This window comes from Stutzerimonas stutzeri RCH2 (assembly GCF_000327065.1).
GTDB lineage: Bacteria > Pseudomonadota > Gammaproteobacteria > Pseudomonadales > Pseudomonadaceae > Stutzerimonas > Stutzerimonas stutzeri_AE.
Window position 1 is genome coordinate 3,539,214 of sequence record NC_019936.1, and the last position, 20,954, is coordinate 3,560,167.

Annotated in this window: 21 protein-coding genes; 9 read left to right on the top strand and 12 right to left on the bottom strand. The window is 58.9% G+C overall.

Annotated features, from left to right (window positions below; genetic code table 11):
- Positions 1-9: 9 nt before the first annotated feature.
- The 6 genes from PSEST_RS16375 to PSEST_RS16400 are packed head-to-tail and all read left to right on the top strand — an operon-like array spanning position 10 to position 6,786.
- On the top strand, positions 10-501 hold the full coding sequence (locus PSEST_RS16375) for a GspH/FimT family pseudopilin (protein ID WP_015278088.1): 492 nt from the start codon (positions 10-12) through the stop codon (positions 499-501).
- Positions 498-968, top strand: a complete 471-nt coding sequence (gene pilV, locus PSEST_RS16380; protein WP_015278089.1) for a type IV pilus modification protein PilV — start codon at positions 498-500, stop codon at positions 966-968. Before PSEST_RS16375 ends, pilV begins: the two co-directional genes overlap by 4 nt.
- Entirely contained in the window at positions 965-2,038 is a 1,074-nt protein-coding gene (locus PSEST_RS16385) for a PilW family protein (RefSeq protein WP_015278090.1), read from the top strand. Before pilV ends, PSEST_RS16385 begins: the two co-directional genes overlap by 4 nt.
- A complete protein-coding gene (locus PSEST_RS16390) occupies positions 2,035-2,568 on the top strand; it encodes a pilus assembly PilX family protein (protein ID WP_015278091.1) in 534 nt (177 codons plus the stop codon). The genes PSEST_RS16385 and PSEST_RS16390 overlap by 4 nt, the downstream gene beginning before the upstream one ends.
- 1 nt (position 2,569) lies before the next feature.
- Entirely contained in the window at positions 2,570-6,343 is a 3,774-nt protein-coding gene (locus tag PSEST_RS22420; protein WP_232422557.1) for a pilus assembly protein, read from the top strand.
- Positions 6,340-6,786: a type IV pilin protein gene (locus tag PSEST_RS16400; protein WP_015278093.1), complete on the top strand. Its 447-nt coding sequence runs from the start codon at positions 6,340-6,342 to the stop codon at positions 6,784-6,786. Before PSEST_RS22420 ends, PSEST_RS16400 begins: the two co-directional genes overlap by 4 nt.
- A gap of 53 nt (positions 6,787-6,839) precedes the next feature.
- Here the strand turns inward: PSEST_RS16400 and ispH are convergent, their stop codons facing one another.
- The 6 genes from ispH to murJ all read right to left on the bottom strand — a co-directional run bounded on the left by ispH (position 6,840) and on the right by murJ (position 14,289).
- A complete protein-coding gene (gene ispH, locus PSEST_RS16405) occupies positions 6,840-7,784 on the bottom strand; it encodes a 4-hydroxy-3-methylbut-2-enyl diphosphate reductase (RefSeq protein ID WP_015278094.1) in 945 nt (314 codons plus the stop codon).
- A gap of 119 nt (positions 7,785-7,903) precedes the next feature.
- Positions 7,904-8,341 (bottom strand): FKBP-type peptidyl-prolyl cis-trans isomerase, encoded by a 438-nt coding sequence (locus PSEST_RS16410; protein ID WP_015278095.1) that lies wholly within the window; start codon positions 8,339-8,341, stop codon positions 7,904-7,906.
- Positions 8,334-8,837, bottom strand: a complete 504-nt coding sequence (gene lspA / locus PSEST_RS16415; protein WP_015278096.1) for a signal peptidase II — start codon at positions 8,835-8,837, stop codon at positions 8,334-8,336. Before lspA ends, PSEST_RS16410 begins: the two co-directional genes overlap by 8 nt.
- Positions 8,838-8,873: 36 nt before the next feature.
- Positions 8,874-11,705 carry an isoleucine--tRNA ligase gene (ileS, locus tag PSEST_RS16420; RefSeq protein WP_015278097.1) on the bottom strand — a complete coding sequence of 944 codons (2,832 nt, stop codon included), beginning with the start codon at positions 11,703-11,705 and terminating at the stop codon, positions 8,874-8,876.
- A gap of 1 nt (position 11,706) precedes the next feature.
- Positions 11,707-12,657, bottom strand: a complete 951-nt coding sequence (ribF, locus tag PSEST_RS16425) for a bifunctional riboflavin kinase/FAD synthetase (RefSeq protein ID WP_015278098.1) — start codon at positions 12,655-12,657, stop codon at positions 11,707-11,709.
- Between the two features lie 84 nt (positions 12,658-12,741).
- Positions 12,742-14,289 (bottom strand): murein biosynthesis integral membrane protein MurJ, encoded by a 1,548-nt coding sequence (gene murJ / locus PSEST_RS16430; protein ID WP_015278099.1) that lies wholly within the window; start codon positions 14,287-14,289, stop codon positions 12,742-12,744.
- 221 nt (positions 14,290-14,510) lie between these two features.
- On the opposite strand from murJ, the gene rpsT reads away from it, so the two are divergent.
- Positions 14,511-14,789: a 30S ribosomal protein S20 gene (gene rpsT / locus PSEST_RS16435; protein ID WP_003281567.1), complete on the top strand. Its 279-nt coding sequence runs from the start codon at positions 14,511-14,513 to the stop codon at positions 14,787-14,789.
- 81 nt (positions 14,790-14,870) lie between these two features.
- Here the strand turns inward: rpsT and PSEST_RS16440 are convergent, their stop codons facing one another.
- From PSEST_RS16440 to rplU, 5 genes are all read right to left on the bottom strand, one after another.
- Positions 14,871-15,335 carry a CreA family protein gene (locus tag PSEST_RS16440; RefSeq protein WP_015278100.1) on the bottom strand — a complete coding sequence of 155 codons (465 nt, stop codon included), beginning with the start codon at positions 15,333-15,335 and terminating at the stop codon, positions 14,871-14,873.
- Positions 15,336-15,342: 7 nt separating this feature from the next.
- Positions 15,343-16,461, bottom strand: a complete 1,119-nt coding sequence (proB, locus tag PSEST_RS16445; RefSeq protein WP_015278101.1) for a glutamate 5-kinase — start codon at positions 16,459-16,461, stop codon at positions 15,343-15,345.
- Between the two features lie 103 nt (positions 16,462-16,564).
- Positions 16,565-17,782 (bottom strand): Obg family GTPase CgtA, encoded by a 1,218-nt coding sequence (gene cgtA, locus PSEST_RS16450; protein ID WP_015278102.1) that lies wholly within the window; start codon positions 17,780-17,782, stop codon positions 16,565-16,567.
- Positions 17,783-17,951: 169 nt separating this feature from the next.
- Entirely contained in the window at positions 17,952-18,209 is a 258-nt protein-coding gene (rpmA, locus tag PSEST_RS16455; RefSeq protein WP_015278103.1) for a 50S ribosomal protein L27, read from the bottom strand.
- Between the two features lie 35 nt (positions 18,210-18,244).
- A complete protein-coding gene (gene rplU / locus PSEST_RS16460) occupies positions 18,245-18,556 on the bottom strand; it encodes a 50S ribosomal protein L21 (protein WP_003302133.1) in 312 nt (103 codons plus the stop codon).
- A gap of 242 nt (positions 18,557-18,798) precedes the next feature.
- Here rplU and PSEST_RS16465 point away from each other — a divergent pair, with 242 nt between their 5' ends.
- Positions 18,799-19,767 carry a polyprenyl synthetase family protein gene (locus tag PSEST_RS16465; protein ID WP_015278104.1) on the top strand — a complete coding sequence of 323 codons (969 nt, stop codon included), beginning with the start codon at positions 18,799-18,801 and terminating at the stop codon, positions 19,765-19,767.
- Positions 19,768-19,919: 152 nt separating this feature from the next.
- Positions 19,920-20,147, top strand: a complete 228-nt coding sequence (locus PSEST_RS16470) for a hypothetical protein (protein WP_015278105.1) — start codon at positions 19,920-19,922, stop codon at positions 20,145-20,147.
- Between the two features lie 95 nt (positions 20,148-20,242).
- Here PSEST_RS16470 and PSEST_RS16475 read toward each other — a convergent pair whose 3' ends face one another.
- On the bottom strand, positions 20,243-20,860 hold the full coding sequence (locus PSEST_RS16475; protein ID WP_015278106.1) for an FKBP-type peptidyl-prolyl cis-trans isomerase: 618 nt from the start codon (positions 20,858-20,860) through the stop codon (positions 20,243-20,245).
- Positions 20,861-20,954: the final 94 nt, after the last annotated feature.

Genomic DNA, 20,954 nt, shown 5'->3' on the forward strand with positions numbered 1-20,954 from the left:
AGAAAGACCATGCGGCATTTCCGAGGCTTCACCCTTATCGAGCTGATTGTGACGCTAGCGGTTCTAGCCATCCTGCTGGCTATCGCAGCGCCTTCATTCCAGAGCACGATACAAAGCAATCGCACACAGACGATTACCAATGACCTTACCAGCGCGTTGCAGTTAGCTCGCTCCGAAGCCGTCAAACGCGGAGCAAAGGTGGATATCTGCCGACGCAACGGCGAAGTCTGCGCAAATGCCGCCGACTGGGGCAATGGTTGGCTGGTGCAAGTAAAAGGCGGTGCCGTGCTCCGCGTCTGGGACGCAGTTGGCGGCCAGGACACCGTTACCGGCCCCAACGAGACACTTACCTACCGGCCAAACGGTTTGCTGACCAAAGTGAACGATGCTGCCCACACGACTTTCACTGTGGCATTTGCCAACTGCTCCGGCAAAACGCAGTACACGGTAACCCTCACGGCGACCGGACGAGTCACGAGCACAAAAGGGACGTGCCCATGAAACAAGGCTTAAAGATGACCGATCACCAGCGAGGCGCGACCCTCATTGAGGTACTTGTCGCCATGCTGATCTTGTCTGTGGGGCTGCTAGGGCTGGCGAGCATGCAAATGACCGCTTTGCAGAGCAACCAGAGCGCCTATTACCGCTCGCAAGCTACGGTACTGGCTTACGACATCATCGACCGCATGCGGGCAAATCGCGCCGATGCACTCAATGGCGTTTATGACATCGCCATACAGAATCAAGCCTGCAAACCGGACCTGGCAGCGAGCGGAACACTCGCGAAGCGAGATGTTGCCGAATGGCTGAACTCCATTTCCTGCCTGCTTTCTGCAGATGCCCGCGGCAGCGTCGTACGAGACGGCCGCTTGTTCACCATTTCCATCGAGTGGAATGACAACCGTGGCCGTATCGAAGATGCCGCCGATGACGACCGAGAAACCTTTGTTTACCGGACCCAGCTATGAAGACAGCCCCTCTCAACCGACAGATGGGCCTCTCGCTCATCGAGCTAATGGTCGCCATGCTGATCAGCCTGATTCTGCTGGGCGGTGTATTGCAAGTGTTCTTATCCAGCAAAGACATGTACCGCACCAATACGGCCGTTGCCCGAGTGCAGGAAGCAGGCCGATTTGCAACAGACTTCATCGCTTTCGACATTCGGCAGGCGGGATACAAAGGCGAATGTCTGAGCGACCCCGCCACGCACCTGAAGCTCACCAATGCTAGCGTTGACATCAAGAATGCCTACAGCACAAACCCTGCGATCCAAGGATGGGACAATAGCAAGCCAATCTTTTTTGACCCTGCGGATACCACCCGGGCCAATACTGACTCGTTCATCGTCAAATATGCCGGCGATGGACTGGAGTTCGAAGCAAGCGGTACAAACAACACAACTGCCCAAAGCTTAACCGTCAACGACAGCACTACGGCCTATGCGGGCCAAGTTGTCTTATTGGCAAATTCCACCGGTTGCGACCTGTTTCAGAACACCAACAATCAGAACGCGAGTGCTTTTCAAAAAGCCGGCGGCAACGCCGAGCCTGGCAACATTAATCAAGACTGGAGCCAGTCGTACAATGGCCGTATGACGGCACATGTTCTTCGCAGCCACACATATTTCATACGCGACAATGCTGGACGCCTTCCGTCTCTCTGGCGTCGTGTGCTCAGCCCTAAGCCGGTTATGGAGGAGTTGGTTGAGGGCGTTATCGATATGCAAATTACGTACGGCATCGACAAGGATGGCGATCGTTTAGCAGATCAATATGTAAAGGCGGGAACCAATAATCTAGTTGCTAGCGGGGTGGGTGACTGGAATAAAGTTGTGTCAGCGCGGATATCCGTACTCGCGATCAGCCCCGAGATTAATGTTCTGGACGAACCCCAGAAGTTCATTTTCCCCGCCATCATCGGCATCAATCGGGACGACGAATATGCGCACTATGGAAGCGACGGCACGGTGACAATCAAGAATAAACGCGTCGCTCAGGTATACACCGCCACTGTCGCCATTCGGAACCGCCTGCCATGAAGAAAGGATTCGTTGACCATTCACGACAGCGCGGCGCTGTCCTCTTGGTATCTCTGATTATGTTGCTACTGCTGACCATCATTGGCGCGGCGGCGATGCGCGATACCAATCTGCAGGAGCGCATGGCTGGAAATATGCGCGACCACAGTCTGGCCTTTCAGGCAGCCGAAGCGGCATTGCGTTTTGCTGAGCAGGAAGTCAAGACGGACTACGCCAATCTTATCAGCGACACGAAGTATCCCATTAATAACCGAATTGGAAACACATTCGTCCCGCCTACGGTGGTGACGTTCACCGGCTTTACTGGTGGGGTTGCCAGCAAGCCCACCTACACCATTACCCGGCTTCCGCACCCTGGACCACTCGATATGCAGAACATGGTCAATCCGACGACCGCCGGAGGCGACTCGCTCGCCGCAGGAGAGTCACTGATTCTGGACTTCGTTCTAGTACGCATCGAAGCGAATGGCACCGGTGCTAGCCCGGATTCGAAGGTCACCCTTCGTTCTTTGTACTTTGTAGAGGAGTGACATGATGCCGCTCAAGCCCCCCCATATGCCAAAAAACGGATTTAGCACCACGCTGCGGCCGCTGATAGTTGCAAGTCTGACATTAATCTGGACGCTCAGCGCCAGCCATGCTGTAGCAGATGTATCACAAACGCCGTTATTACTCGGCGGCGGCAACGTACCGGGCAATCTTGCCTTGGTACCATCAGTCGAACACCCGACTGTAATCAGCGTGGCTAATCTCGGCACTTACAACAACAACTCTATCTACACTGGTTATTTTGACTCTGGAAAGTGTTATAACTTTATTGAAGAGGATTTTAACCACGTTTTTTTTGGCACCATTTCTAAAGCCAACGGCGGTGGTTACTTTACGCCCGTAACAGAAATGAACAGCGCGCGCGACTGCTCTGGCAACAGCAGCGCAAAATGGAGTGGCAACTATCTGAACTGGGCGACCACCCAGACAATCGATCCATTTCGTAAAGCGCTGACAGGCGGCTACCGTGTGGTTGACACAACCTCAATAACTATTCTTGAGAAGGCCACCCGAGGAAATAGCAGCAATTACTTCGGAAACCGCACGATCGATGCAACAAACTCTAACAAAACAACGCCCTTTGGCAGTGTTTCGCTTACCAGCTCCGTTACCAGCGGCAGTACTGACTTCCAGAAAAACAAAACAGTACGCTTCACATACAGCGGAAGCGACAACAAGACGATAACCAAGCATTTTACCGTAAGGGTAGAGGTTTGCAAAAAAGGTCTCCTAGAAAGCAACTGTACTAAATATGGCGAAAATCTCTGGAAACCGGAAGGCCTGATTCAGCAATATTCAAAGGATATCCGCTACAGTGTATTCAGTTATCTCAATGAAAACGGCAACACACGTAATGGCGGCGTAATGCGAGCCCCACAGGGGTACGTGGGCCAAACAAAGCGCCAGCCGGGCACACCGAACGCGTTACCGAACGAACTCAAAGAGTGGTCGGATGAAACCGGGATTTTCTATGCAAACCCCCAAAACGACAGCATAGGAAATAGCGGAGTCATTAACTACATAAACAAATTTGGCGAACTCACCAACCGCCACAAGTCAAACGATCCTGTAAGCGAACTCTACTATGCTGCGCTTCGTTATTTCCGCTTCGGCAAGGACGGTAACGTTGCGGCATATTCAAATATTACTGACGAATCACAACGAGATAAATTCCCGGTAATCACCGACTGGACAGACCCGATCCAGTACTCTTGCCAAAAGAACGTAATCCTTGGAATTGGCGACGTTAATACCCACGAAGACCGGGATTTACCAGTGACAGGTGATCCACTAAACGTACAAGAGTTCACTCAAAAGGTGTTTGATCTAGAAGGAATCGACAAGAGCGCATCGAGCGAATTTACCGGCCGAGGCAACTCAGCATATATCGCTGGCATGGCCTATTACGCCAACACCACCGACTTGCGTGAAGATCGCGCAGGAAAGCAGACGATATCCACCCACTGGGTCGACGTAAGGGAAGGCGAGACACTTTTGGAGAAAGCGAGAAACCAATACTGGCTCGCGGCAAAGTATGGCGGATTTCAGGTCCCCAATGATTACAAGTTCGGCGGCACCATTGACCAAGCCTGGTGGTGGACCAATGGTGAGACACTCAGCCCCACAAACGACAAGCGTCCGGACAACTTCTATGTTGCGAGTGACGCAACCCGCATGGTGGAAAGCTTGAAAACAGCTTTTGCCAAAATCGCTAACAACGTGCGCAGCACCACCGCAGCCCTTTCCACGAACTCTACCAAGCTCGAAACCGGCACAGTGGTTTTCCAATCGATGCTCGACAGCGCCGACTGGAGCGGCAATCTGCTAGCCAAGGCGGTAGACAGCGACGGAAAAGTTAGCGCAACCCCTAGCTGGCGGGCTGCTGAAAAGCTTGACGGACTAACCAACGATCAGATGTCGGATCGCAAGATATTCACCTCTCTACCGCCAACTGCCGACGCAACATCGGGCGCGCTGCGGTCCACTACAGGCCGACCATTTCTCTGGGCGCAGTTGAACTCAGCCCAGCAAGAGGCACTTAGGAGAACTGCCGGGGAATCATTGACTACTGAGACCGTCGGCCAGAATCGTCTTGCCTTCATCCGCGGTGATCGCCGCATGGAGCGCACCGACGCGGCACCCAACAACCCGTTCCGGCAGCGTGGTAGTCGTCTTGGCGATATCGCGAACTCGGACCCGCAGTTCATTCACAAGCAGAACTTCGGTTATTCGCAACTGCCAGAAAGCGCAGGTTTCACCGCGGCTGCAAAGAGCGCCTACACCACCTTCCGCGCCTCCCCCAGCTACCAAAGCCGCCCGCCACTGGTCGTGGTAGGCGCGAACGACGGAATGCTGCATGGATTCGACGCTAGTTTGGGCACCAATGGGGGCAAGGAGCTGTTTGCCTACATACCGAACGATCTGATCGATGAACTCCATGAGCTTACCGACCCTACTTATTCGCACCGCTACTATGTCGATGGCACCCCGCGCATCGGCGATGCGTGGGTTGGCAACGCCTGGAAAACCTTGGTCATAGGCTCATCTGGAGCAGGGGGTCGCAGCATCTTTGCTCTTGACATTTCTAATCCTAGTGATACGTCCGCAAGCAGCGTTCTCTGGGAGTTCACCCACCCCGAAATGGGCTACACGCTCGGACGGCCCAGCCTGGTTCCGCTCTATAACGGCAAGTTTGGCGTGGTGGTTACTAGCGGCTACGCTCGCCCCACCAGCACGACGAGTGGCTATGTATGGATTCTTGACGCCGCTGACGGCAGCGTCTTGAAGCGCTTCGAACTACCCAACAGCGGCGATCTGGGCTCGCCCTTGGTCGTTGACCTCGACAATGACCGCGTCGCCGATCGAATTTACGTTGCTGATACCAACGGCAATGTCTGGCGGCTGGACACGAATAACACGAGCATCGGCAATTGGGACGCCCCTGCCAGCTTGAAATCAGGAGGCAGCATCGCCCCGCTGTTCATTGCAAAAGACAGCACTGGTGTTCGCCAGCCAATCACGGCTCCGCTGGATGCGGCCTATACCAAGGATCGTAAGATCATGCTGGTATTTGGAACGGGCAGCTTCTACAAGACAACCGATAACGAAATACCCGAATCCCCTCAGGTCCAATCGTTCTACGGCATCATCGATGGCGGAACGCCAATCGATGGGCGCAGCAAGCTGCTCGAGCAGGAAATCCTCAAGGAGGTTTCAGGTAGCAAGCTTAATGCCCGCGCTATCAGCCAGAACACTCTCGAGACTGGACATCTGGGTTGGTATCTGGACCTGCAATGGAAGAAGTCGAATAACGGGCCAGGGCCTCAGGGTGAACGCGTTATTTCGCAAGCCCAGCTAGGCGGCAACCGAGTAACGTTCAGCACCCTGATCCCGTCTGCCGATCCCTGCGATGCTGGTGGCACAAGCTGGATCATGAGCCTGGACCTGGCTACCGGTAGCCGGCTGGTCTACTCCTATTTCGATTACAACGGGGATGGGAAAATCGATGAAAACGATTACATCGCACTTGATGACGGCACAAAGGTTCCGGTAAGCGGAGTAGCAGACCCAAATGAGGGTGCAGTGAAGGGCAACATCAGCCTTAACGACCAGAAGAAGGGAAAACGTTATCTGTGTTATGCCAGCTCGGCGTCCAGTACGGGCTCTGATGGCGTAACCCCGGTTTGCATCGAGGTCATGGGAGACAACAGCGATTCGAACCGCCTGTCGTGGCATGAAGTGAGGAACAATCTTTGAAAACTTTTCGAGCTGACCGGATATTGAACCGAGGCTTCACTCTGATTGAGCTAATGATCGTAGTAGCGATCATCGGCATCATCGCGGCCATTGCCTACCCCAATTATCAGGAGTATGTCCGTAGCGCTAAGCGAGCCGATGCTGAAACGGCACTCATGGAGCTGGGGCACTTCATGGAGCGCTACTACACGGCCAACGGCAAGTATTTAAAAGCCGACGGCAGTGCACCGGCTCTGCCATTTACCGAAGCTCCCAAAGATGGCTCAACCAAGGTTTACACGCTCGGATTTGCCGCCGGCAATCCCACTGCATCTAAATATGTTCTGCAGGCGGTGCCGAAAGGGAGCATGGCAAACGACAAGTGTGGAACCTTGACGCTATCCAACACTGGCGCGAAGGGGCAGAAGGCGGGAATGACCGTAGCTGAATGCTGGAAACGCTAAACGGCTGGAACGAAAACGCCCGGCGATGCCGGGCGTTTTCATTTGCGAGGCTATCAGACAGCCTTTAACCGCAACTCTTTCGGCATCGAGAACGTCACGTTCTCCGGCCGCCCTTCCAGCTCATCCATGCCAGTGGCGCCCCACTCCTTCAGCTGCTCGATCACTCCACGCACGAGCACCTCAGGTGCTGATGCGCCGGCAGTGATGCCGATGCGCTCGATGTTCTCGAACCATTCGCGCTTGAGGTCTTCGGCGCCGTCGATGAGATAAGCCGGCGTGTTCATGCGCTCTGCCAGTTCACGCAGACGGTTTGAATTGGAACTGTTGGGGCTGCCGACCACCAGCACCACATCGCATTCATCGGCCAGTTGCTTCACCGCATCCTGGCGATTCTGCGTGGCGTAGCAGATGTCGTCCTTACGCGGACCACCAATGCTTGGAAATTTGCTGCGCAGCGCGTCGATGACGCGACTGGTGTCATCCATGGACAACGTGGTCTGGGTGACGAATGCCAGGGCCTCGGGGTTGCGCACCTGCAGCTGGGCGACATCCTCTTCATCCTCGACCAGGTAGATCGCGCCGCCATTGCGCGCGTTGTACTGCCCCATGGTGCCTTCGACTTCCGGGTGGCCCTGGTGGCCGATGAGGATGCACTCGCGCCCTTCACGACTGTACTTGGCCACTTCCAGATGCACCTTCGTCACCAGCGGACAGGTGGCGTCGAACACCTTCAGGCCGCGCTTCTCCGCTTCCTGCCGCACGGCCTGTGAAACGCCATGGGCGCTGAAGATGACGATGACGTTGTCCGGCACCTGATCCAGCTCCTCGACGAAGATCGCACCACGGGCACGCAGGTCTTCCACGACGAACTTGTTATGCACAACCTCATGCCGCACATAGATCGGAGGACCGAAGACTTCCAGAGCCCGGTTGACGATTTCAATGGCGCGATCTACACCCGCGCAGAAGCCGCGAGGGTTGGCGAGTTTGATTTGCATGATGGGTCTCGACACGCGAAGGCTTGATGACGGGAGAGTGTAACGCGATACGTGCGGGCATTTCTCGGATGCCCTTTCGCCAGCCGGCGGAAGCGAATGCTCCACCGGCTGCGAGCCGGTTACACCGGTTTGACGTCGATGATCTCGACTTCGAACGTCAGGGTCTTGCCGGCCAGAGGATGATTGAAGTCGACGGTGACCTGATTGTCATCGAAGGCTTTCACTACGCCTGGCAGCTCAGTGCGGGCAGCATCCTGGAAGCTCACCATCAACCCCTCCGACAGCTCCATTCCTTCGAACTGGCTGCGCGGCATGACCTGCACGTTCTGCGGGTTGACCTGGCCGAAGCCCTGCTCCGGCGCAATCTGCAGGGTGCGCTTGTCACCTGTCTTGAGTCCGTAGAGTTGCTGCTCGAAGCCTGGCAGCAGGTTGCCGTCACCCACCTTGAAGGTGGCTGGCTTCTTGTCGAACGTGCTGTCGACCAGCTCGCCCGTTTCCAGGCCAAGCGCGAAATGCAGGGTGACTTCCTTGTCCGGCCCAATGCGCTGTTCAGTCATGTGCAGCTTCTCCGGTCTTGTTGCTCTTGAACATGTCCAGCGCCAGCATGACGGCACCGACGGTGATGGCGCTATCGGCGATATTGAACGCGGGGAAATACCAGCGGTTCTGCCAATGCACCAGAATGAAATCGACCACGTGACCAAGCACCACGCGGTCGTAGAGATTACCAATGGCGCCGCCCAGCACCAGCGCCAGCGCGACGGCCAACCAGGTTTCGCTCGGTTTCAGACGCTTGAGCCACACAACCAGCACAGCACTCACACCAATCGCAATCACTGCAAACAGCCAGCGCTGCCAACCGCTGTGATCGGCCAGGAAGCTGAATGCCGCGCCGGTGTTGTAGGCCAGTGTCCAGGCGAAATAGCCCGGAATCACGTCGACCTTCTGGTACAGGCTGAAATTGGCTTCGAAGTAATGCTTGGTAGCTTGATCAAGGGCGATCACCAGCACACTGAGCCACAGCCAGGCGAGCCTGCCGAAACGCGCACTCATTGTGCAGCCTCCGGCTTGCTGATCGTCCGGCGGGTATCACGCATAGTGGCGGACCTCACCTGCGCCTTCGATATTCTCCACGCAGCGACCGCAGATCTCCGGATGCTCGGCATGCGAACCGACATCCGGGAGATGATGCCAGCAGCGACCACACTTGCTGTGCCCGGTCTTCTTGACCACCAGCTTGAGGCCGACCAATTCGCTCTCCACGGCCTCGGCTGGCGCCTGAGTCAGCGGAGCGATATCGACGGCAGAGGTGATCAGCACGAAGCGCAGCTCGTTGCCCAGCTTGGCCAACTCAGCAGCCAGCGCGTCTTCTGCATATAGCGTGACTTCCGCCTGCAGGTTGCCGCCAATGGTCTTGGCCGCACGCTGGTTTTCCAGTTCCTTGTTCACCGCGGTCTTGACCGCCATGACCTTGTCCCAGAAGGCGCGATCCAGCTCGGCGTCCTGTGGCAGCTCGGTCAGGCCGGTGTACCAGGTGTTGAGCATCACCGACTCATTACGCTCGCCCGGCAGGTACTGCCAGATTTCCTCGGCAGTAAACGCCAGGATCGGCGCGATCCAGCGCACCAGCGCTTCGGCGATGTGATACAGCGCGGTCTGGCAGGAGCGACGTGGCAGGCTGTCGGCACCAGTGGTGTACTGGCGGTCCTTGATGATGTCGAGGTAGAAGCCGCCCAGCTCCTGCACGCAGAAGTTGTGCACCTTCTGGTAGACGTTCCAGAAGCGATAGGTCGTATAGGCCTCTTCGATTTCCTGCTGCAGCAGCAGTGCGCGGTCGATGGCCCAGCGGTCCAGGGCGATCAGCTGATCGTTCGGCAGCATGTGCTGCGCGGGATCGAAGCCGTCGAGATTGGAAAGCAGGAAGCGTGCGGTGTTGCGGATACGCCGGTAGGCATCGGCGCTGCGCTGCAGGATCTGCTTGGAAACCGCCATCTCGCCGGAATAGTCGGTGGCCGAGACCCATAGACGCAGGATATCGGCGCCCATGCTGTCGGTGATTTCCTGCGGCGCGATCACGTTGCCGAGCGACTTGGACATCTTGCGACCATTCTCGTCCACGGTGAAACCATGGGTGAGCAGCCCCTTGTACGGTGCATGACCGTCGATGGCGGCGCCGGTCAGCAGCGAGGAATGGAACCAGCCGCGATGCTGGTCGGACCCTTCCAGATAGAGATCGGCACGCGGGCCGCTTTCGTGGCCCATGGGGTGCGAGCCGCGCATCACATGCCAATGGGTGGTGCCGGAATCGAACCAGACATCGAGGGTGTCGGTGATCTTTTCGTACTGTGCAGCTTCCTCGCCGAGCAACTCGGCTGCGTCGAGCTTCGACCAGGCCTCGATGCCGCCTTGCTCGACACGCTGCGCCACTTGCTCCATCAGCTCGACGGTACGTGGGTGCAGCTCACCGCTTTCCTTGTGCAGGAAGAACGGGATCGGCACGCCCCAGGTCCGCTGGCGCGAGATGCACCAGTCCGGGCGCCCGGCGATCATGCCGTGCAGGCGCGCCTGGCCCCAGGCAGGGACGAACTCGGTCTGCTCGATGGCGTCCAGCGCGCGGCGGCGCAGCGAGCTGCCGTCGTGAGCGACCTTGTCCATACCGACGAACCACTGCGCCGTGGCGCGGTAGATCAACGGCGTCTTGTGCCGCCAGCAGTGCATGTAGCTGTGCTGGATCGACTCGTGCTTGAGCAGCGCGCCGACTTCGGCGAGCTTTTCGACGATCGCCGGGTTGGCCTTCCAGATGAACTGGCCGCCAAAGAACGGCAGGTCCGAGACGTAGACACCGTTGCTCTGCACCGGGCCGAGAATGTCGTCATTCTCCATGCCGTAGTGCTTGCAGGAGCGGAAGTCGTCCTCGCCGTAGGCCGGCGCAGAATGGACGATACCGGTACCGGCACCGGTTTCCACGTAGTCGGCCAGGTAGACCGGGGCGAAGCGCTCGTAGAACGGATGGCGGAAGCGGATCAGCTCCAACGCCTTGCCTTCGCAACGGGCGATGATTTCACCGGCCAGGCCGTAGCGCTGCAGGCAGGACTCGACCAGTTCCTCGGCCAGCAGCAGCAGGCGCTCGCCGGTGTCGACCAGCGCATAGACGAACTCGGGATGGACGTTGAGCGCCTGGTTGGCCGGAATGGTCCAGGGCGTGGTGGTCCAGATCACGATGCTGGCAGGCTTGGCCAGATTGGGCAGACCGAACGCAGCAGCCAGCTTGTCGGCATCTTCGACCTCGAAGGCGACGTCGATGGCATCGGATTTCTTGTCCTGATACTCGACCTCGGCCTCCGCCAGCGCCGAACCGCAGTCGAAGCACCAGTTCACCGGCTTCAGGCCCTTGAAGACGAAGCCGCCTTCGACCAGTTTGGCCAGGGCGCGGATTTCCCCCGCTTCGTTGGCAAAGTCCATGGTCTTGTACGGGTTGTCCCAGTCACCCAGGACGCCGAGGCGGATGAAATCGGCCTTCTGCCCTTCGATCTGCTCGGCGGCATAGGCACGGCAGCGCTCGCGGGTCAGATCGGCCGGCTGGTTCTTGCCGAAGGTGGTCTCGACCTTGTGCTCGATCGGCAGACCGTGGCAGTCCCAGCCCGGCACATAGGGCGCATCGAAACCAGACAGGGTGCGTGAGCGGACGATCATGTCCTTGATCACCTTGTTCACCGCGTGGCCAATGTGAATATTGCCGTTAGCATACGGCGGGCCATCGTGCAGGACGAACTTCGGGCGACCTTCGCCGATCTGCCGCAGCTTCCGGTACAGGTCAATGCTGTTCCAGCGCTGCAGAATCTCCGGCTCGCGCTGTGGCAGACCGGCCTTCATCGGAAATGCCGTGGACGGCAGATTGAGGGTCGCTTTGTAATCGGTCATTTCAGTCCTGACTCGTCATGAGGGGTGAAGCCCGCCAGTATTCGCGGGCAGCGGCGATGTCGGCTTCGATCGCCGTCTTGAGCGCCTCCAACGAGGCGAAACGCTGCTCGTCGCGCAGCTTGCGATGAAAGGTGACCTGCACCAGACGCCCATACAGGTCGCCCTGATAATCGAGCAGGTGCACTTCCAGATGTGGTTTACCGTCACTCTCGACCGTCGGGCGCATGCCGATGTTGGCAACACCGGCAAGCGACTTGCCGTCCAGTTCGAAACTGACCAAGAACACGCCACTCAGCGGCGTGTTGCGACGCTTGAGCTGGACATTGGCGGTCGGCGCGCCGAGCTGCCGGCCCAGTTTTTGTCCATGCATGACTCGGCCGGTGATACCGAACGGCCTGCCGAGCAGCGCTTCGGCGCAGGCCAGGTCACCCTCGGCCAGCACCTGACGCAGCCGCGTGCTACTGACCCGCTCGCCGTCCACCTCGATGGTGGTAGCGGCCTCGACCGAGAAGCCTTCGGCCGCGCCAGCCTTGAGCAGGAAGTCGAAATCGCCGGCGCGGTCACAGCCAAAACGGAAATCATCACCCACTTCCAGGTGCTGTACACCCAGGCCTTCCACCAGCGTGGCGTGGACGAATTCAGCGGCACTCAGCTCGCGCAGGCGGCGATTGAAGGCCAGGCACAACACCAGATCGACGCCCTGCTCGCTCAACAGCTGCAGTTTTTCACGCAAGCGGGTGAGCCGTGCCGGCGCCTTGTCCGGAGAAAAGAACTCTCGCGGTTGCGGCTCGAAGATCACTACGCAGCTGGGCAGCCCCATTTCAGCCGCACGCTCGCGCAGCCGCGCCAGGATGGCCTGATGCCCCCGGTGCACGCCGTCGAAATTGCCGATGGTGGCGACGCAGCCCCGATGCCGGGGTCGCAGATTGTGAAGGCCTCGAACCAGCTGCATACCGCACTTCTTGCTTGAAAAGTGGCCGATTATACGCACGTGCCGAGCATCCCGGACAGGTTTGCTCCGCCCGCAAATCATCGATCAGTGCCGTAAATGCCGCGGCCGCAGCCCGGTCAACAGCAGTCCACCGGCAAACGCCGCCAGCCCTGCGCAAACGAGAATCCCCAACCGCAGCGCCCGCTCCTGCCAACCCCAGGAAAACCACTCTTGCGCCGGCACGTTAAGCCACCAGACCACCGCCACCATTGCGGCGCACGCAGCCGCCAGGCGCAGCCCGAACGACCACCAGCCCGGCGCAGGACGATAGACACCGACCTTGTACAAGCCCCAGAACAGCAGCACTGCGTTGAGCATCGAGGATAGCGATGTAGCCAGTGCCAACCCCACGTGCTGCAAGGGCCAGATCAGAATCAGATTCATCACCATGTTGGCGACCATGCAGATGACCGCGACACGCACCGGCGTCTTGAGGTCCTGACGAGCAAAGAACCCCGGCGCCAGTACCTTGATCAGCATGAACGCCAGCACACCCAGCGAATAGGCCTGCAGCGCCCTGGCCGATTGCACCACCGCCTCCTCGCTCATGGCGCCGTAATAGAACAGGCTGGCGATCATTGGCTCGGCAAGAATACCCAGCGCCAGCGCTGCCGGAACGCCCACCAGCAACACCATGCGCAAGGCCCAATCGAGCGTCGCGGAGAACGCCTTCGGGTCCTCTCCGGCATGCTGGCGCGACAGGCTCGGCAGGATCACCGTGCCGATGGCAATACCGAATGCCCCCAACGGCAACTCGGACAGGCGGTCGGCGTAATACAACCAGGAGACACTGCCGGTCTGCAGAAATGACGCCAACACCGTATCGAGCAGCAGATTGATCTGACTGACCGAGACACCGAACAGCGCCGGCACCATCAGCAGCATGATGCGCCGCACCCCTTCATCGCCCCGCTTGACCCTTGGCCGCGGCAGCAGGCCAAGCTTGGCAACGTACGGCAGCTGGAAGGCCAGCTGGGCGAAACCAGCAATGAACACGCCCCAGGCAAGCGCCATGATCGGCTGATCGAAATAGGGCGTGAGAAACACCGCCGACGCAATCATGCAGACATTGAGCAACACTGGCGTGAAGCCAGGCACCGCGAAATGCCCATAGCTGTTGAGCACGCCGGAGGTGAATGCCGTCAGCGAAATCAGCATCAGATAGGGAAAGGTAATCCGCAGCAGCTCGCCAGCCAGCTGCATCTTCGCCGGATCGTCATGGAAGCCCGGCGCGAAGACCATCACAACATAGGGCGCAAACAGCACGCCGAGCGCGGTCAGCCCGGCAAGAATGAGGCCGAGCATGCCGGCAGTGCGATCGACCAATTGCTTGACGTCAGCCAACGTACGCTTGGTGCGATATTCCGAAAGCACCGGCACGAAGGCTTGGGCAAAGGCACCCTCGGCAAACAGCCGACGCAGGAAGTTAGGAATCTTGAACGCAATGAAGAAGGCGTCGGCGGCAGCGCCTGAACCGAAGTAGCTGGCGACAACCATATCGCGTACCATGCCCAGCACGCGTGACAGCAGGGTCATGACACTGACCACCGCGCTGGAACGCAACAATCCGCCCTTGCCGGTTTTTTCGGACATTTGTCTTCCTAGAATTGCAGCGAGATTGATCGACCGAGCGCTCAGCGCCGGCCGGATCGATGGCCAGTTACGACATGAAAAGAGGCGGCGAGTTTAGCCGCAGCCCTTCTGTCCGACCAGCTTCTCAAGCCATTCGACCGGGCTTGACAAGCGCCCTTCGCGTCGGCATGATTCGCGGCCTTATTTGCTTGCAATCCCCCCAGTTTTCGAGGAGTTCGACGGTGGCCAACAGCCCTTCCGCCAAAAAACGCGCAATTCAGGCTGAGAAGCGTCGCAGCCACAATGCCAGCTTGCGCTCCATGGTTCGTACCTACATCAAGAATGTGGTCAAGGCCATCGACGCCAAAGACCTGGACAAGGCTCGCACAGCCTACACCGCTGCTGTGCCGGTCATTGACCGCATGGCCGACAAAGGCATCATCCACAAGAACAAAGCTGCTCGTCACAAGAGCCGCCTGAACGGTCACATCAAGGCCCTCGGCGAAGCTGCTGCAGCCTAACTGCAGGTTCTTGAAAAAAACCGGCCTAGCGCCGGTTTTTTTATGCCCTTTTTTTGCCCCAACGGACGAGACAGATGCCGATTATGGCGCGACCGGCCAGGGCAGAATCGGAATAGCCGTCACCGCGTTCTGCGGACTCCCCTCGATGATGCGATCGCTGTAGACCAGATAAACCAGCGTATTGCGCGACTCATCGAAGAAGCGCACCACCTGCATGGTCTTGAATACCAGCGATGTGCGCTCCCTGAAGACCACATCTCCATCCTTGAGCTTGCCATTGATGCGAATCGGGCCGACCTGGCGGCAGGCGATGGAGGCTTCCGCCCGATCCTCGGCAAGCCCCAACCCACCCTTGATACCACCTGTCTTGGCGCGCGACAGATAACAGGTCACCCCATCGACCAAGGGATCGTCGAACGCCTCGACGACGATCTTGTGATTCGGCCCGAGCCATTTGAAGACCGTATCCACCTCACCGATTTTCTCCGCCGACGCCAACGAAGGAACAGCCAACCCAAAAGCCAGCGCAATAGTGGCTAGACGCATGCTCACCTCAGACCAGAATCATGTTGTCGCGATGAATAAGTTCCGGCTCATCAACATATCCAAGCAGCTTTTCGATCTCATCTGATGGCCGCCCGAGAATGCGCTGCGCCTCGGCCGCACTGTAGTTCACCAGACCGCGCGCTACTTCCGCACCCTGCGGTCCGACACAGACCACCATCTCGCCACGACGGAATGCACCCTGCACAGCGCGCACACCGACAGGCAGCAGACTGCGATTGCCTTGACGCAAGGCATGCACGGCACCGTCATCCAGCGTCAGCGTGCCACGCGTTTGCAGATGCCCAGCCAGCCATTGCTTGCGGGCCGCATGGCGGCTGCACTCCGGCGCCAGCAGCGTACCCAAGCGCTCGCCCGCCTTGAGACGCGCCAGCACCTGCTCAATGCGGCCACCGACAATCACCGTATGTGCGCCGGAACGCGCAGCAAGGCGCGCCGCGCGCAGCTTGGTCTGCATACCACCGCGCCCCAGCGCACCACCCGTACCGCCAGCTACCGCATCCAGCGCCGGGTCGTCAGCGCGCGCCTCGCTGATCAGATTGGCTTGAGGATTGAAACGAGGGTCGGCGTCGAACATGCCATCACGGTCGGTCAGGATGACCAGCAGATCAGCTTCGACGAGATTGGCAACCAGCGCGCCAAGGGTGTCGTTGTCACCGAAGCGGATCTCGTCGGTAACCACAGTGTCGTTCTCGTTGATGACCGGCACCACACCGAGATCAATCAGCGTACGCAGCGTACTGCGCGCATTGAGGTAGCGCTTGCGGTCAGAGAGATCGTCGTGGGTGACGAGAATTTGCGCTGTCTGCTGATCGCAGCGAGCAAAGCTGGATTCCCAGGCGCGAATCAAACCCATCTGCCCGACCGCGGCAGCCGCCTGCAGCTCATGCACAGCTTTTGGCCGAGAACTCCAGCCGAGACGACTCATGCCAGCCGCAACCGCACCCGACGACACCAGCACGAGCTCCACCCCTGCCTCACGCAAGGCCACCATCTGATCGACCCAGACCGCCATTGCAGCCTGATCAAGCCCGCGACCGTCGGCGGTCAGCAGCGCACTGCCGATCTTGACCACCCAGCGCCGCGCACCACTCACCTTGTCCCGCATCGTTCCCGCCTCTATACGGCCAAAACACTTCCGGATCGGACTGCGCACGAGCCAGCCCTCCGACCACTCGCCTACCAGGCCGCGCAGCGGCCCGGGGTTCGACTTAGCGCACGTAGATGATCTCGGCACCGCCTTCGTCATCATCATCGTCGTCGAAGTCATCATCCTCGACCTCGTCAACCGCCTTGACACCAGCGCGACGCAACGCGCGCTGATCATCCAGCTCCTGCAGCCGCGCGCGCGCTTCATCTTCGATCTGGCGATCGAGCTCGGCCAGGGCCTCAGCGTAATCAGGCTCTTCGGCGATGCGCACAGTGCGCTCATCCAGATAACGCATGATGGCCTGGCTCAGCGCTTCGGTACCCTCGCTCTCCAGCGCGGAGATGACAAATACGGGACCCTTCCAATCCAACCGCTCGACCACCTGCCGGACCCGCTGCTCGCGCTCGTCTTCCAGCAACTGATCGGCCTTGTTCAGCACCAGCCAGCGATCACGCTGGGTCAGGGCCGGACTGAACTTCTCCAGCTCATGCAGGATAACCTCCGCCGCATCGGCCGGATCGCTACCGTCCAGCGGCGCCATGTCCACCAGATGCAGCAAAAGGCGAGTACGCGCCAAGTGCTTGAGGAAGCGAATCCCCAGCCCCGCACCCTCGGCAGCGCCTTCAATGAGCCCAGGGATATCGGCAATCACGAAGCTCTTGTAGCGCCCGACGCTGACAACACCCAGATTCGGCACCAGCGTGGTGAACGGATAATCGGCGACCTTAGGCTTGGCCGCCGACACCGAGCGAATGAAGGTGCTCTTACCGGCGTTCGGCAAGCCCAGCAGCCCGACATCCGCCAACACCTTCAACTCGAGCTTGAGGTCGCGAGCATCACCCGGCTTGCCCGGCGTGGTCTGCCGCGGCGCACGGTTGGTACTGGATTTGAAGCGGGTATTACCCAATCCATGCCAACCACCCTGAGCCACCAGCAAACGCTGCCCGGCCCTGGTGAGGTCGCCCATGATTTCCTGGGTAGCGGCATCGATCACTGTAGTGCCGACCGGGACCGGAAGAATCAGATCCTCGCCCTTGGCCCCAGTGCAATCGGTGCTACCACCCTTCTGCCCGTTCTGAGCATTGAAACGGCGGGTATAGCGGTAGTCGACCAGGGTATTGAGGTTTTCGTCAGCCTCCAGATACACCGAGCCGCCGTCACCGCCGTCGCCGCCATTGGGACCGCCTTTCTCGATGAACTTCTCTCTGCGGAAGCTCATCATGCCGTTGCCGCCGTCGCCGGCCTTTACAAAAATCGATACTTCATCGACGAATTTCATGAGAACGCCTCCCGTCACAGGACGGGCTTAAGAAACAAGAAACGTAAGGGTCTTGCAAAAAACCCAGCGAAAACTGATTGAGCACCGAGCAGTTCTTTGCAAGAGCCTCACAGGATACAGAAACAAAAAAGCCCCGTCGCATGACAGGGCTTTTCCAGCAACGCCGCAGTTAGGCTGCGACGACGCTCACGTAGCGACGGCCAAAAGCGCCCTTCACTTCGAACTTGATCACGCCTTCGACTTTAGCGAACAGGGTGTGATCCTTGCCCATGCCAACGCCGTAGCCGGGGTGGAACTGGGTGCCGCGCTGACGCACGATGATGTTACCGGCCTTGATGGCCTGGCCGCCGTACATCTTCACGCCAAGGCGCTTGGCTTCTGAGTCGCGACCGTTGCGGGTAGAACCGCCAGCTTTTTTGTGTGCCATGAGTTCAATACTCCTATAAGGGGATTCAGGCCCGATTAGCCCTGAATACCGGTGATTTTGACCTCAGTGAACCACTGACGGTGGCCCTGACGCTTCATGTGGTGCTTACGACGGCGGAACTTGATGATGGTGACCTTGTCGTGACGGCCCTGGGCAATCACTTCAGCGGTAACCTTGGCACCATCGACCACCGGAGCGCCGATCTTTACATCATCGCCGTTGCCGATCAGCAGAACGCGGTCAAAAGTGACAGCTTCGCCAGTAGCAACTTCGAGTTTTTCAATCTTGAGGTATTCGCCTTCGGCAACTTTGTATTGCTTGCCGCCGGTTACGATAACTGCGTACATCTGTGTATCTCCGTTGATCCTGCTCACCCAGCGCTTTGAAATAATGGTTGGTGGCTGGCATGGCTGCATGGGGCCGGAAGGTGACGCCCGTGCAATTGCGTAAGGCAGGGAAATGCCCAGGGGGAAGTTCAGGGTCCGCGATTGTACGCATGCGCTACACCCTGCGCAATAGCCAACTGGCGTTGCCTTGACAGTGCCAGACCCGCCCCCTAGCATGCCGCGCAATCTGCGAGGAGTCCCCGATGCAACCCCAGCCTTTCTATCAAGTTGTGGCGGACGATTTTGCCGCTGTCGACGGCATCATCCGCAAGCAACTGACTTCGCGCGTTCCTCTGGTGGAAAAGATCGGGGACTACATCACCTCGGCCGGCGGCAAGCGCCTGCGCCCCCTGCTGGTACTGCTCAGCGGCAGTGCACTCGGGCATCAGGGCGATCAATTACGCTTGCTGGCTGCCATCATCGAGTTCCTGCATACCTCCACGCTGCTCCATGACGACGTCGTCGACATGTCCGGCATGCGCCGCGGCCGCTCCACCGCCAACGCCCTGTGGGGCAATGCGCCAAGCGTACTGGTTGGCGACTTTCTATATGCACGTTCGTTCGAAATGATGGTGGAACTGGATTCCATGCCGGTGATGCGCATCATCTCCCAGGCAACCCGCGTCATTGCCGAAGGCGAAGTACTGCAGCTGTCCAAGGTCCGAGACGCCAGCACCACCGAAGAAATCTACATGGAGGTCATCCGCGGCAAGACCGCGATGCTCTTCGAAGCCTCGACCCACAGCGCCGCCACCCTGGCCGGCGCCAGCGAGGAACAGCGTGAAGCGCTGCGCACCTTCGGTGATCACCTCGGCATCGCGTTCCAGCTGGTTGACGACCTGCTCGACTACCAGGGCGACGCTGAAACCCTCGGCAAGAATGTTGGCGATGACCTGGCCGAAGGCAAACCCACCCTTCCGCTGATCTACACCATGCGCGAAGGCACCACAGAACAGGCCGCTCTGGTCCGCAAGGCCATTCAGAAAGGTGGCCTCGAGGACCTGGAAAGCATCCGGACCGCTGTCGAGGCGGCAGGCGCACTGGACTACACCGCCAAGCTTGCCCGCGACTATGCCGAGCGCGCTATTGCCTGCCTCGAAGTGATCCCAGCCAATCAGTATCGCGATGCCCTGGTCGAGCTTTGCCGCTTCGCCGTGGCGCGCACGCACTGACAACCCACCCGGCAGTACCGACGCTGCGCCCAGAGCGCAGCAGTCAAACCCAGTTCTAAGCCTCAGCTCCTGCCCGCGCGGCGGGAATATTTGCGCTTGCATATTAGCAAATAACAATTATTCTCATTAACAGAATAAATTGGAGGTGCCGAATGATTTATCTGATAGATGCCTGGCTGGATCGCCCGCAACCGTATCTGCGCATACTCGACCGTAACACCGGCGCGGTATGCATCTCGCTCGACGGGGAAGCGCTGGATGAATTACGAGAACAGGGCGATCTCGATCTTCAGGAGCTGAGTACGAACGAGCCTGGCGTGCTGAAGGAACAGGCACGCAACCTGTTCCTTTTCAGCTATGCCCGCGCGCTGCGGCCTTAGCTCAGATTGCAGCGCGCGCCGAGCTACCGGCTACTGCGCAAAACCAAGCGCCAGCTATTTATCGGGCGCTGCGCAGCCTGTCGAAGCAGCCGCCGTCAGAGAACGTCCAGCAGCTCGACATCAAACACCAACGTGCTGTGCGGCGGGATGCTGCCGACGCCCTGAGCGCCATAGGCCAGCTCGCTAGGAACGTACAGGCGCCACTTGCTGCCGGCATTCATCAGCTGCAACGCTTCGGTCCAACCGGCGATCACACCGCCAACCGGGAACTCGGCAGGCTGGCCACGCTGATAGGAACTGTCAAAGACGCTGCCGTCGATCAGCGTGCCATGGTAGTGGGTACGTACGCTGTCCTCGCGGGACGGTTTGGCGCCCTCTCCAGTCGTCAGCACTTCGTATTGCAGACCCGACTCCAGCACGACCACACCTTCACGCTTGGCATTCTCGACAAGGAAGGCACGACCTTCTGCTGCGGCCGCTTCGGCTTTCTGCTGCGCCTCGGCCTGCATGCGCTCGCGGATCACCGCGAAGCTGGCATTCAACGCTTCCGGGCTGACCTGGCTGGCGATGCCGGCGAAGGCATCACGGATGCCGGCGATGACTGCATCGAGGCTGACGCCCGGCGGGGGATTGTCACGCAGCTGGTCGCCCAGCTGGCGGCCGATGCCATAGCTCACGCGGGTTTCGTCAGTGGACAGGTTGAGGTCGGTCATGCCGGGCTCCGAGATGAAAAAAAGGTCGGCCAGCCTAGCACAGCTCAGCCGGGCGGACGCAGCGGCCTGCAAATCCAAAACAACCGATAGCAAC